This window comes from Ruegeria sp. YTSA105 (assembly GCF_059610225.1).
The window spans coordinates 83,482-95,704 of sequence record NZ_JBXWNE010000016.1; the positions used below are offsets into that span (position 1 = coordinate 83,482).

Here is a 12,223-nt window from a genome sequence, read left to right on the forward strand (position 1 = left end):
GCGCCGACTGCGGTCAAGATTGCGAAACTGGTCGTTGGATCAGGCCGAATGTGCCCCATCTGCCAGCGATTTGACAAAATCCAGAACTTCACCAACCGACTTCCCGGCGGCGATCTGGCTGACAATGGCCGAGCCGACCACAGCGCCATCGGCAACAGTTGCGATTGCCCGCGATTTTTCCGGGGTATTGATTCCAAAGCCCACGATCACTGGCAAATCCGTGGCGGATTTGATCCGAGAGACCTCGGGGCCTACATTCGTGGCCTGGGCTTCGGCTGCGCCTGTGATCCCCGTGATCGAGACGTAATACACAAATCCCGAAGTGTTCTGAAGAACGCGCGGAAGCCGTTTGTCATCCGTTGTCGGCGTGGCGAGGCGGATAAAATTCAATCCAGCCGCCTGTGCAGGCAGACAAAGTTCGTCATCTTCTTCGGGAGGCAGGTCAACGACGATCAGGCCGTCGATGCCAGCCTCTGTAGCGTCCGCCAGAAACCTTTCCACGCCGCGGCTGTAGATGGGATTGTAATACCCCATTAGCACAATAGGCGTTGTATCATCCGATTCCCGAAAAGCACGTGCAAGATCCAGTGTGCGTTGCAGGGTCATCCCGCCCTCTAGGGCGCGTTGTCCTGCTGCCTGGATGGTCGGACCATCCGCCATCGGGTCGGTGAACGGCAGCCCAAGTTCGATCACGTCGACACCGGCACCGGGCAAGCCCCTGACGATCTCAAGCGAGGTGTCGAAATCGGGGTCACCGGCCATGATGTAGGATACGAAGGCCTTTTTGCCCTCGGCCTTGAGGGCGGCGAACTTGGCGTCGATACGGGTCATCTGCGGTCCTTGCATACGGATTTGAACCTGATGTGCAGAAACTTTGCCCGGAAATCAATCCCGCTGGGCCAGATTGCTTCAGAACCCGTAGTGATAACGCATGAACACTGAGTTGACGCCGGGATTGAAACTGTCCGTGCTCGCGTTCGAATTATGGGTGATGGCCAGCGAGAGCTTGTTTCCGTTTTCCAGGGCATATCCAATTCCGAAAAGGCTGCGGATCTGGAAATTTCCGCCGAGATCATTGTCATCATTTGAGGCGTTGTAGTAGCCAGGCATCACGCTGGCCTCTGCGAACCACCGATCAGAGATCGTATAGAGACCGACCAAACCGGCGCCAATATGCGTGTCGGCATCTGCATCCACCGTCAGAGCCACACCCCAGCCAGCACTGAGGCGCGTGGCTTCGTGAAACGGGCTGTGCTGGTATTCCAGTGACACGACCGCCTGATCATTGCTGCTGGTGTGGGTGAAATCCGCATATCCTGCTCCCAATACGATGGACTGCCCGTGTGCCATGGTCGTGGTGGCCAGCAAAGTGCTCATTAAGAAAAGTGTTTTCATCTCGGTACTTCTTGGTTTTCTCAACTCCCTGTCAGTTGGTGACGTGGCAGTGGCAGAATCAAGTATTCGAAGTACACGTTTGATTAACAGATAAGTGATGTTGCAACTGGGACTCGACCTGTTAACGCCGTCCGGGTTGCGCATTTGCCCGGACGTGAATAGAAGACGCCGTCGTATCGCTTCAGGAGGCCGAGATGGGCTTTAAAATGGGAATCGTGGGTTTGCCGAATGTGGGCAAGTCGACTCTCTTCAATGCGCTGACCAAGACAGCGGCTGCTCAGGCGGCGAATTTCCCGTTCTGCACCATTGAACCCAATGTGGGTGATGTGGCGGTGCCCGATGACCGGCTGGACAAGCTGGCGGCGATTGCAAGTTCAAAGCAGATCATCCCGACGCGAATGACGTTTGTGGATATCGCGGGCCTGGTAAAGGGCGCCTCGAAGGGCGAGGGGTTGGGCAACCAGTTTCTGGCCAACATCCGTGAGACTGACGCCATCGCTCATGTGTTGCGCTGCTTCGAAGATGGTGATGTGACCCATGTCGATGGCCGCGTCGATCCCGTGGCGGATGCCGATACGATTGAGACCGAACTGATGCTGGCCGATCTGGAAAGTATCGAAAAGCGCCGTGCCAATCTGGTGCGCAAGCTGAAGGGCAACGACAAAGAGGCACAGCAACAGGAACGTTTGCTTGCCGAAGCGCAGGCCATGCTGGAAGACGGCAAACCCGCGCGTCTGGTCGAAGTTAGCGACGAAGACGACAAGGCGTGGAAAATGCTGCAACTGCTGACCACCAAACCGGTTCTCTATGTCTGCAACGTCTCCGAAGAAGAGGCCGCCGAGGGCAATGAATATTCAGCCCGTGTGGCTGAAATGGCCGCAGCGCAAGGCAACTCGCACGTCATTATCAGTGCCAAGATCGAAGAAGAGATTAGCCTGCTGGAAGAGGACGAAGCGCAGATGTTCCTCGAGGAAATGGGGCTGGAAGAGCCCGGTCTCGACCGTCTGATCCGCGCAGGCTACGACCTGCTGAAGCTGGAAACCTATTTCACCGTCGGCCCGAAAGAGGCCCGCGCCTGGACCATCCGCACCGGCACCGCCGCGCCGCAGGCTGCTGGCGTGATCCATGGCGATTTCGAAAAGGGTTTCATCCGTGCTGAAACGATCGCCTATGACGACTATGTTTCGGCAAACGGAGAGCAAGGCGCCAAAGAGGCAGGCAAGATGCGCGCCGAAGGCAAGGGCTATGTCGTCAAGGATGGCGATGTGATGCACTTCTTGTTTAATACCTAAGCGCCTTGGCATTGCGAACTGCAGAAAAGTCAGATGCGTCCAGTATCGCTGCCATCTCGATTGAAGTATGGATCGGAACCTACCTCAAACATGGTGTCAGTGGGATTTTTGCAGATTTCGCCTTGTCGGAATTCACAACAAGCAAAGTATTAGAACAGATTCAAAACCCGGATGAATTCATTCTGGTGTCCGACAATAATCAGGGGATTGACGGGTTCATCCGTGTTTCCCCTGCACGCATCGCCCCTGTTTCCGGGTGGTGGGGCATGGAGATATCGACATTCTACGTCCAGCCGCGCCATCACGGAAAAGGTATCGGAAGGCGTCTTTTGGCAGCCGCGCTGGAACATTGCCGGGATCAGGGGGCAGATGTGGTCTGGCTGATGGCCAATGCTGAGAACACCTCGGCCATCAAGTTCTATCTGGCCAAGGGTTTTGAGTTCATTGGAGAGACCCACTTTCAGATCGACGATCAGAAGTATTTGAACAACGTCTATGCGTTGCACTTTTCCTGATCAGGGAATGAGGCCCCTTTCCAGACCAAATATTCTGTAAGACGGTCTCTTTCCCTCTGCTTCAAGCGTTCATGCGCTTTGTGGCATCTTCCAGAATGAGGTCCGCGCCGCGCGCGGCCAGCATCATCACAGGCGCATTGGTGTTGCCCGAGGTGATGCTCGGAAACGAGGACGCGTCGACCACCCTAAGGCCTGCCACACCATGCACCCGCAGTCGAGAATCCAGAACTGAAGCCTGTTCCGATGTCCCCATGCGACATGTACAGCTTGGATGAAATATAGTTCCGGCGTTGGCGCGGAAATTTTCCAACAGCTGGTCGTCATTCATCCGCGTAACATCTGGTTCTATTCGGGTCCGCGTAACACTGCGGATCGCCTCAGTCTGCGCCAGCTTCTGTAACACCCGACCCGCTTTGATAGCCATGTCGCAGTCATGGTTTGTGGAGAGAGAGTTCGGTTGGATGGCGGGTGCCTCCATGGGATCTGCCGAACGGATGTTGATCTCCCCTCTGCTTGTCGGCCTGCAGGGCTGGGCGCACAGAAGAAAGCCTGCTTCGGTATCAACGCCCGGCTGTCCTTTGGTGTCGGTCTTATAGGACATCGGATTGCAATAGATTTGCATATCAGCAAATTCGGCGGTTTCGTCCGAACGCACAAAGCCGCTGACCTGGTTGACGGGGACGCTGAGTGGCCCGCTGCAGGTCAACATATAACGAATACCGGACAACATCTGTCCCAACCGATTGCCTAGCGTATTATTCAATGTCGGCTCGGTCGCATGAAAGAAATGGGATATGCCAAGATGATCCTGCAATCCCTGTCCAACCTGCGACAGGTTATGGCGCACTTTGATGCCGTGCTTTTTCAACAGGTTCGCAGGCCCGATCCCCGAAAGCTGCAAGAGCTGTGGCGAGTTTACGGCTCCGGCAGATAGGATAACTTCACGGGTCGCCATGGCCTCGGCCATTTGACCCCCAACGTGATAGCGGACACCGGTGGCTTTGCCCTGATCCAGAATGACGTTCTGCACCAGAGCATTGGATACCAACCGCAGATTGCCGCGTTTCAGGGCAGGGCGCAGGAACGCAGCAGCGGATGACCAGCGGCGGCCGTTTTTGACGGTGCTGCGCAGGTTCATCATCCCTTCGGCGTCCTGACCGTTCAGATTGTCCGAAACATGCCAGCCCATCTGCCGTGAGGCCTCCAGAAAGTGGCGCGAAAACGGGTGCATGCCCTCACTGACATCACTGACCACAAGTGGTCCGTCCGTTGACGAAGGTGTTTGGCCTCTTTCGACATGGGTCTCGATCGCCTCATATGTCTGGCGAACCGTTTCCCAGTTCCAACCCTCTGCGCCTGCCTTGGCCCAGTCATCAAAATCATGCGAGAGGCCTCGCAAATATGCCATGGCGTTGATCGAGCTTGATCCGCCAATAACCCGCCCGCGCGGCCAATAGGCCTGACGGTTGTTCAACCCGGGATCAGCCTGGGCAGAGTAACACCAGTTCACCTTGGGATCGTTGAAGGTTTTGCCGTATCCCAGCGGTACATTGATCCAGAAACGGCGATCGGTTCCACCGGCTTCTATCAGCAACACTTTATGGCTGCCACACGCGCTCAGCTTGTTTGCCAGCACGCAGCCGGCAGATCCGGCGCCCACGATGATATAGTCGAAGGTCTGCGTCATCTCGAACCGTTTTGGGTAATAGGCCCCATGATTTGCACGCAAAGATTGTCAATTCAAACAATGTATATTACCCATTAGGCATAATTTTCATTGAAGGTAAGAAATGGCGAAATTGCCCCATGTCACCTGGTTGCGGGCTTTTGAAGTTGCCGCGCGTCACAACAGTTTCTCTGCGGCAGCAGAAGAGCTGGGGCTGACATCAGCCGCCGTCAGTCAGCAGATACGGTTGTTAGAGAAGCACCTAAACGTATCCCTGTTCGAACGCTTGCCGCGCGGGGTTGCCCTGACCGAAATCGGGCGGGCCTATGCGATGCCGGTTCAAAAGACGTTTTCCGAGTTAAGAGACGCAACCAGCGGCCTTTTCACCAATTCCCGCAGGCGGGTGGTCAAAATACGGGCCTCCATCTCATGTGCGGGGCTGGTAATCGCACCAAGACTGTTTGAGTTTGAAAACCTGCACCCCGACATCGAAGTGGACCTCTCCACCTTCGTCTGGGCGAACCGGTTTGGAGAGGAAGAAAGCGATATTGATATCCGGTTCGGCTATGGTGACTGGGATGACGGGATCGTCTCGCATCTGGGCCATGAATGTGCGGTGCCGGTCTGCCATCCCGATTATGCGGCATCTTTTGGCGCAGATCTGAGCATTCAAAATCTGGCCCAGGGCCGGGTCGTCGCAATCAAAGGGTCCGAGAATGACTGGATGAGATTGTCTGATCAATACACGCTCAATTTGGGCGCGCCCTCCAGAACGCTTCGAATGGATTCGTCATTTTTGGCCTTGCAGGCCGTCACGGCGGGGCAGGGCGCGGCCATGGTATTAGAAAGCTTTGCCCATGAGTACATTAAGCAGGGTTTGCTGGTGGCACCTTTTGATTACCGCCTGCCCATTCAACCTTCGCACTATCTGGTTAAGCGCAAAGGCGCTGAAGACCGCATCGAGGTACAGGTTTTCGCAAGTTGGGTGACGTCACTCTATTAGTGGGCTATTCCAGCGATACCCAAAGCACACGGGCATCTTCGGTACTGGTTGAAATACAGCCGTGCCCCATTCCACTGTCATAATAGAGCGAGTCCCCGGCTTTCATCGGCAGCGGTCGGTAGTGTTCCGACACAAAAGTCAGCTCTCCGCTGAGGACAAACATGAACTCTTCTCCAGAATGGCGAATCCAGTTTTCAAATTCGGAAATGTCGCGCGCCTTGATTGTCGCGATATAGGGCAGCATCCGTTTGCTGGTCAGCTCTGAACACAGCAATTCATGGATATATGTGGAGGTGTCCTTGATGTCACCGTCGCCCTTGGGCGTATAATCGCGACGGCCTGATATACCCGATTGACCGGACTGTAGAAACAGCTGCGGTGTGCTGAGGTCAAGCGCCTGTGTGAGCCGCCGAACAATATCAAAGCTGGGCTTTGTCTGGTTGTTTTCGATTTTTGACAGGGTTGATCGACCGATCCCGGCAGCACGACCGGCTTCTTCCAAAGTCCAGCCTTTTGCACGGCGCGCGTCGCGGATCGAGCGGCCCAGAGCCATACCTTCGTCCTGTTCGTCCATTCCGGAAACATCCGTTAAGTTCTCTTCTGCCACGTGAAATCCCCCTGTTTTATCGATGCTTGCATAATTTCCAATCAAAATCAAATTCACCATAGTAAGAAAAATGTTGCCTTAAGGATTAAAATTCCACTATAGGAAACAAAGTTTCGCGAATTGGATTCGGAACCGTGGGAGGAGACCATGTTTAAAACGTCGCTGGCTGAGGCCGATCCGGTAATCTCTGCGTCGATTTCCCGTGAGGGTGCCCGTCAGGCGGATCAGATCGAACTGATCGCATCTGAAAACATCGTCTCGCAGGCGGTGATTGATGCGCAGGGGTCTGTGCTGACCAACAAATACGCCGAAGGGTATCCCGGTCGCCGGTATTACGGTGGCTGCGAATATGTCGACGAGGTCGAATCCGAAGCTATCGAGCGGTTGAAGAAACTGTTTGGGTGCGAATACGCAAACGTACAACCTCATTCCGGCGCTCAGGCGAATGGAGCGGTCAAGCTGGCGCTGCTTAGCCCCGGTGACACGATATTGGGAATGTCGCTGGATGCTGGCGGGCACCTGACCCACGGCGCGAAACCCGCGCAATCGGGCAAATGGTTCCGTCCGGTGCAATACGGTCTGAACGATGCCGGGCTGATTGATTATGATCAGGTCGAGGCATTGGCAGAAGCTGAGAAGCCCAAGCTGATCATCGCGGGCGCATCGGCCTATTCGCAAAAAATCGACTTTGCGCGCTTTCGGGCAATCGCTGACAAGGTTGGGGCCTGGCTGCTGGCAGATATGGCGCATATCGCGGGGCTGGTGGCGACTGGGCTGCATCCGTCGCCTATTGGGCACGCTCATGTGGTGACGTCGACCACTCATAAGACCCTACGTGGACCACGCGGTGGGATCATCCTGACCAATGATGAAACACTCGCCAAAAAGATCAACTCGGCAGTGTTTCCGGGTCTGCAGGGTGGCCCGCTGATGCATGTGATCGCGGGAAAGGCTGTAGCCTTTGGTGAAGCTTTGAAGCCTGAGTTCATAACCTACATGCAGCGCGTAGTCGACAGCGCGGCGGCTTTGGCGAATGTGATGATGGCGAGAGGCTGTGACATCGTTTCCGGCGGAACTGAGAACCATCTGATGTTGGTCGATCTGCGCCCCATCGGCGTGACTGGCAAAGATGCCGAGGCCGCGCTTGAGCGTGCAGGTTTTACTTGCAACAAAAACAGTGTTCCCGGCGATCCGCAAAAGCCAACGATTACCAGTGGTATTCGTCTGGGCACCGCTGCCGGATGCAGCCGTGGATTTGGCCCCGAAGAGTTTACAACGATCGGTCATCTGATTGGCAACGTGCTGGACGCTTTGGCTCAGTCGTCTGACGGGGATGCGACCGTCGAAAAAGAAACTCGTGAAAAAGTCCGCGCCCTGTGCGCGAGCCATCCGATCTACTGAGGTTAAATCATGAGCACCTATGACCTGATCGTTATTGGCGGTGGCCCCGGCGGATATGTAGCGGCCATTCGTGCCGCTCAGCTGGGCATGAATGTCGCTTGCGTCGAGGGGCGGGGTGCTCTTGGCGGGACCTGTCTGAATGTGGGGTGCATACCCTCCAAAGCGTTGCTGACCTCCTCGGCCAAATATGCCGAGATCAGCCATCTCTCCTCCCATGGCATAGAGGTCGAGGGGGCCAGCATCGACATCGGCGCGATGATGGGGCGCAAGGACAAGATCGTTGGTGACCTGACCAAAGGGATCGGATTCCTGTTCAAAAAGAACGGTATCGACCTGTTCGAAGGTTGGGCCAGCATTCCGGCTGCAGGGCAGGTTCAGGTCGGCGACACGATCCATGAGGCAAAGAATATCCTGATCGCCACCGGATCCGAGCCGACCTCGCTGCCGGGGATTGAGATTGACGAGCAAGATATCCTCAGCTCGACCGGGGCGATTGCGCTGGACACCGTGCCGGATCATCTGGTGGTGATCGGTGCCGGTGTCATCGGATTGGAACTGGGTCAGGTCTGGGCGCGTCTGGGTGCCAAAGTCACGGTGGTTGAATATCTCGACCGTGTTCTGCCCGGCATTGATGGAGAGATCGCCAAGCTGGCACAGCGCGCCCTGTCAAAGCGCGGGCTGAAATTCCAACTGGGCAGGGCGCTGAAATCGGTCGGGAAAACCGACGCGGGCCTGTCCCTGATCGTGGACCGGGTTGGCAAGGACAAGGAAGAAGTGATCGAGGCCGACAAGGTCCTGATCGCCGTAGGCCGTCGCCCTGTGACGCGCGGACTGGGGTTGGAAGATCTGGGCGTTGCCATCAACCAACGCGGTTTTATCGAGGTCGATGGAGCGTTCCAGACCTCGGTGCCCGGTATCTATGCGATTGGTGATTGTGTGCCAGGGCCAATGCTGGCGCATAAGGCCGAAGAAGACGGCGTCGCCTGTGTCGAAATCCTGGCCGGTCAGGCCGGGCATGTGGATTACAACACCGTTCCGGGCGTGGTTTACACCGACCCCGAGGTCGCCTCGGTCGGTTTGACCGAGGAGGCGCTGAAAGAGGCTGGCACTGACTACGCGGTCGGCAAGTTCGCCTTCATGGCAAATTCGCGCGCGCGCTCGACCGGCGAAACCGACGGTGCGGTCAAGGTGCTGGCCGATCCCAGCGGCAAGATCCTCGGCGCGCATATCTGCGGAGCGCATGGCGGCGACCTGATTGCCGAGTTGGTTCTGGCAATGACCAAATGCGCTACCGTTTCCGAAGTTGCCGCAACCTGTCATGCGCACCCTGCAATGGGCGAGGCGGTCAAAGAGGCCTGCCTTGACGCCCTGGGCCGTGCGATTCACGCTTAACGAGGATCAGCCAGATGACCATCCAGCTTCGCCCTCGCCACCCGGAAAAAGCCAAAAAGGCTGACAGTGTCATTCCGCGTAAACCGAAATGGATTCGGAAGAAACGGGTTGAAAGCGCAGAATTTTACGAAACCCGCCGCCTGATGCGTGACCATAATCTGGCGACCGTTTGCGAAGAGGCGGCTTGCCCAAATATCGGCGAATGCTGGTCCAAGCGCCACGCCACCATGATGATCATGGGCGAGGTCTGTACCCGCGGCTGTTCCTTCTGCAACGTTGCCACTGGCCGCCCCGACGCTCTGGACCAGTTCGAACCCGGCCGTGTGGCCGTTGCGGTGAAAAAGCTGGGCCTGCGTCATGTCGTGATCACCTCGGTTGACCGGGATGATCTGGCTGATGGCGGCGCTGAACATATTGCCCAAACCATCCGTGCTGTGCGCCACCAGAATCCCGGCACAACGGTAGAAGTTCTGACCCCCGACTTTCTGGGCAAAGGGGACGCGGCCGATCTGGTATTTGCGGCCGCCCCCGACGTATTCAATCACAATCTCGAAACGGTTCCGCATCTGTATCCCACGGTGCGTCCGGGCGCGCGGTATTACACTTCGCTGCGTCTGTTGGACGATGCCAAGCGCGCCAACCCCGAGATCTTTACCAAATCGGGCCTGATGGTCGGGCTGGGTGAAAGCCTTGGCGATGTGCGGCAGGTGATGGATGACCTGCGCGCCGCGAATGTCGATTTTCTGACAGTGGGGCAATACCTGCAGCCGACCGCAAAACATCACCCGATTGACCGGTTCTGGACACCGGAAGAATTCGCTCAGCTTGAGCAGATCGCACGCTCAAAGGGCTTTCTGCACGTGTCAGCCACGCCGCTGACCCGTTCGTCGTTCCACGCGGACGAAGACTTTGCCGCCCTCAAGCAAGCTCGCCAAAGGGCGATTGCTGCCGGGGCATAATCCAAACGCGCTAGGGAGGAATACCATGGAAGCGTTAAATTCAATCGTAGGGGCCATCAATGGCGTCGTGTGGGGGCCGCTGATGCTGGTCCTCATTCTTGGCGTTGGCTTCTTCCTGCAGGTGGGGCTGAAATTCATGCCGATCCTGCGTATCGGCACGGGCTTTAAGCTGCTGTTCGCCGGTCGAGAAAGTCAGGGCGATGGGCAGATCAGCCCGTTCAACGCACTGATGACGTCGCTGTCGGCGACCATTGGTACGGGTAACATCGCCGGTGTTGCTACTGCTGTCTTCCTGGGCGGTCCGGGCGCTTTGTTCTGGATGTGGATGACCGCCCTGGTGGGCATGGCCACCAAATATGCCGAGGCTGTTCTGGCGGTGAAATACCGTGAGAAGGACGAGCTGGGCAACTTTGTCGGTGGTCCGATGTACTACATCAAGAACGGTCTGGGTGCGAAATGGGCCTGGCTGGGTGTTGCATTTGCCCTGTTCGGCGCAGTTGCAGCCTTTGGTATCGGCAACGGTGTGCAAGCCAATGGTGTTGCACAGGTTCTCGAAGCCAATTTCGGCCTGAATACCTCGGTCACCGGTGTGGTGCTGATGGTTCTGACCGCCGCTGTAATCCTGGGTGGTATCACGCGTATCGGTGCCGTTGCCGGTAAACTGGTTCCGTTCATGGCGATTGCCTATATCATCGCGGGTCTGCTGGTTCTGCTGATCAATATCGGTGAAATCGGCAATGCTGTGTCGTTGGTCTTCACCTACGCCTTCACACCCTCGGCCGCCGAAGGTGGTTTTGCGGGCGCAGCCGTTTGGGCCGCCATCCGCTTTGGTGTGGCGCGCGGTGTCTTCTCGAACGAAGCCGGTCTGGGTTCCGCCCCGATCGCGCACGCAGCAGCCGAAACCAAAGGTCCGGTAAACCAGGGCCTGATCGCGATGCTGGGAACGTTCATCGACACTATCATCGTCTGCTCGATCACCGGTTTGGCAATCATCGCCTCAGGTGCGTGGACCACGGGTGAATCCGGTGCCGCGTTGACTTCGGCCGCCTTCGAAATGTCGTTGCCGGGCATTGGTGGCTACTTGATCGCCATCGCGCTGTCGATCTTCGCCTTCACCACCATCCTCGGCTGGTCATTCTACGGAGAGAAATGCGTCGAATTCCTGCTGGGTGTCAAATCCCTGATGCCGTACCGCATTCTGTGGATTATCATGATCTACTTCGGCGCAACCGCGGATCTGGGCTTTATCTGGCTGCTTGCAGATACGCTGAACGCCATGATGGCTATCCCGAACCTAATCGCCTTGGCATTGCTGAGCCCAATCGTCTTCAAATTGACGAAAGAGTTCTTTGCCTCCGGTGGCAAGTCAGAAGAGCCGGGCGGCACGCCTGCCGAATAAACCGGGCACTGAAAACCTACGGGGGGCCATTCCGGCCCCCCGACTTGAAACAGAATTCCTATCTCGAGGAGAGGCGTGATGGCCACGAAAATCCTGCTGCCGATTGATCACTCTGACGACCGTTCCTGGAAACAGGCATTGCCGGTCGCATTGGAACAGGCGAAATTCTACGGTGCCGAGCTGCATGCGGTCGCCGTCATCCCCGAGATCATCCAGCTGCCGAACCTGCCCGCCAATTATGGCGCCGGTGCCAAAGAGCATGTGCGCAACGCGGTTCAGGCCATCTTGGATAATGGTGACGCCGCGGGCGTTGCTGTCCATGTCCAAGAGGGCAGCGTCTACCGCGAAATTCTGAAGCTCGCTCACAAAGAGGGCTTCGACATGATCGTCATGGCGTCGACCAAGGGCGATTTCCCGAATTATGAAATTGGTCCGAACCTGGCACGTGTGGTGCGCAATGCGCATTGCACCGTCATGGTTGTTCGTGACCAGTCCCGCTGATCGAAAGGTACCTGAAATGACGGATATTAGGCGCACACCTTTGCATGGTTTGCATGTTGAGTTGGGTGGGAAGTTGGTTGATTTTGCGGGCTG

The 12,223-nt window shown here is 56.6% G+C and carries 12 protein-coding genes; 8 read left to right on the forward strand and 4 right to left on the reverse strand.

Annotated features, from left to right (window positions below; all coding sequences use genetic code 11):
• Positions 1-39 precede the first annotated feature (39 nt).
• Complete coding sequence (gene trpA, locus AC2FH2_RS17245) at positions 40-831, reverse strand: tryptophan synthase subunit alpha (protein WP_281995895.1); 792 nt, start codon at positions 829-831, stop codon at positions 40-42.
• 78 nt (positions 832-909) lie between these two features.
• On the reverse strand, positions 910-1,395 hold the full coding sequence (locus tag AC2FH2_RS17250; protein ID WP_142639471.1) for an acyloxyacyl hydrolase: 486 nt from the start codon (positions 1,393-1,395) through the stop codon (positions 910-912).
• Positions 1,396-1,589: 194 nt separating this feature from the next.
• Between AC2FH2_RS17250 and ychF the strand changes: the two genes are divergently transcribed.
• Together ychF and AC2FH2_RS17260 are read left to right on the forward strand one after the other, a co-directional pair.
• Positions 1,590-2,687 (forward strand): redox-regulated ATPase YchF, encoded by a 1,098-nt coding sequence (gene ychF / locus AC2FH2_RS17255; RefSeq protein WP_281995894.1) that lies wholly within the window; start codon positions 1,590-1,592, stop codon positions 2,685-2,687.
• An 11-nt stretch (positions 2,688-2,698) separates the two neighbouring features.
• The gene (locus AC2FH2_RS17260) at positions 2,699-3,202 is read left to right on the forward strand and encodes a GNAT family N-acetyltransferase (RefSeq protein WP_496824545.1); all 504 of its coding nucleotides are present in this window, start codon (positions 2,699-2,701) and stop codon (positions 3,200-3,202) included.
• 61 nt (positions 3,203-3,263) lie between these two features.
• Here the strand turns inward: AC2FH2_RS17260 and AC2FH2_RS17265 are convergent, their stop codons facing one another.
• Positions 3,264-4,889, reverse strand: coding sequence for a GMC family oxidoreductase (locus tag AC2FH2_RS17265; RefSeq protein WP_496824547.1), 1,626 nt, complete (start codon positions 4,887-4,889; stop codon positions 3,264-3,266).
• A gap of 103 nt (positions 4,890-4,992) precedes the next feature.
• On the opposite strand from AC2FH2_RS17265, the gene AC2FH2_RS17270 reads away from it, so the two are divergent.
• Positions 4,993-5,871, forward strand: coding sequence for a LysR substrate-binding domain-containing protein (locus tag AC2FH2_RS17270; protein WP_496824549.1), 879 nt, complete (start codon positions 4,993-4,995; stop codon positions 5,869-5,871).
• Positions 5,872-5,875: 4 nt separating this feature from the next.
• Here the strand turns inward: AC2FH2_RS17270 and AC2FH2_RS17275 are convergent, their stop codons facing one another.
• The gene (locus AC2FH2_RS17275; RefSeq protein WP_496824562.1) at positions 5,876-6,445 is read right to left on the reverse strand and encodes a helix-turn-helix domain-containing protein; all 570 of its coding nucleotides are present in this window, start codon (positions 6,443-6,445) and stop codon (positions 5,876-5,878) included.
• Positions 6,446-6,625: 180 nt separating this feature from the next.
• Between AC2FH2_RS17275 and glyA the strand changes: the two genes are divergently transcribed.
• The 5 genes from glyA to AC2FH2_RS17300 all read left to right on the forward strand — a co-directional run bounded on the left by glyA (position 6,626) and on the right by AC2FH2_RS17300 (position 12,130).
• Positions 6,626-7,879: a serine hydroxymethyltransferase gene (glyA, locus tag AC2FH2_RS17280; RefSeq protein WP_496824550.1), complete on the forward strand. Its 1,254-nt coding sequence runs from the start codon at positions 6,626-6,628 to the stop codon at positions 7,877-7,879.
• 9 nt (positions 7,880-7,888) lie between these two features.
• Entirely contained in the window at positions 7,889-9,271 is a 1,383-nt protein-coding gene (lpdA, locus tag AC2FH2_RS17285; protein ID WP_496824552.1) for a dihydrolipoyl dehydrogenase, read from the forward strand.
• Between the two features lie 14 nt (positions 9,272-9,285).
• Positions 9,286-10,230, forward strand: a complete 945-nt coding sequence (gene lipA / locus AC2FH2_RS17290; protein ID WP_496694530.1) for a lipoyl synthase — start codon at positions 9,286-9,288, stop codon at positions 10,228-10,230.
• 25 nt (positions 10,231-10,255) lie between these two features.
• A complete protein-coding gene (locus tag AC2FH2_RS17295; RefSeq protein WP_496690355.1) occupies positions 10,256-11,629 on the forward strand; it encodes an alanine/glycine:cation symporter family protein in 1,374 nt (457 codons plus the stop codon).
• Positions 11,630-11,707: 78 nt separating this feature from the next.
• Entirely contained in the window at positions 11,708-12,130 is a 423-nt protein-coding gene (locus tag AC2FH2_RS17300) for a universal stress protein (RefSeq protein ID WP_142639489.1), read from the forward strand.
• Positions 12,131-12,223 lie beyond the last annotated feature (93 nt).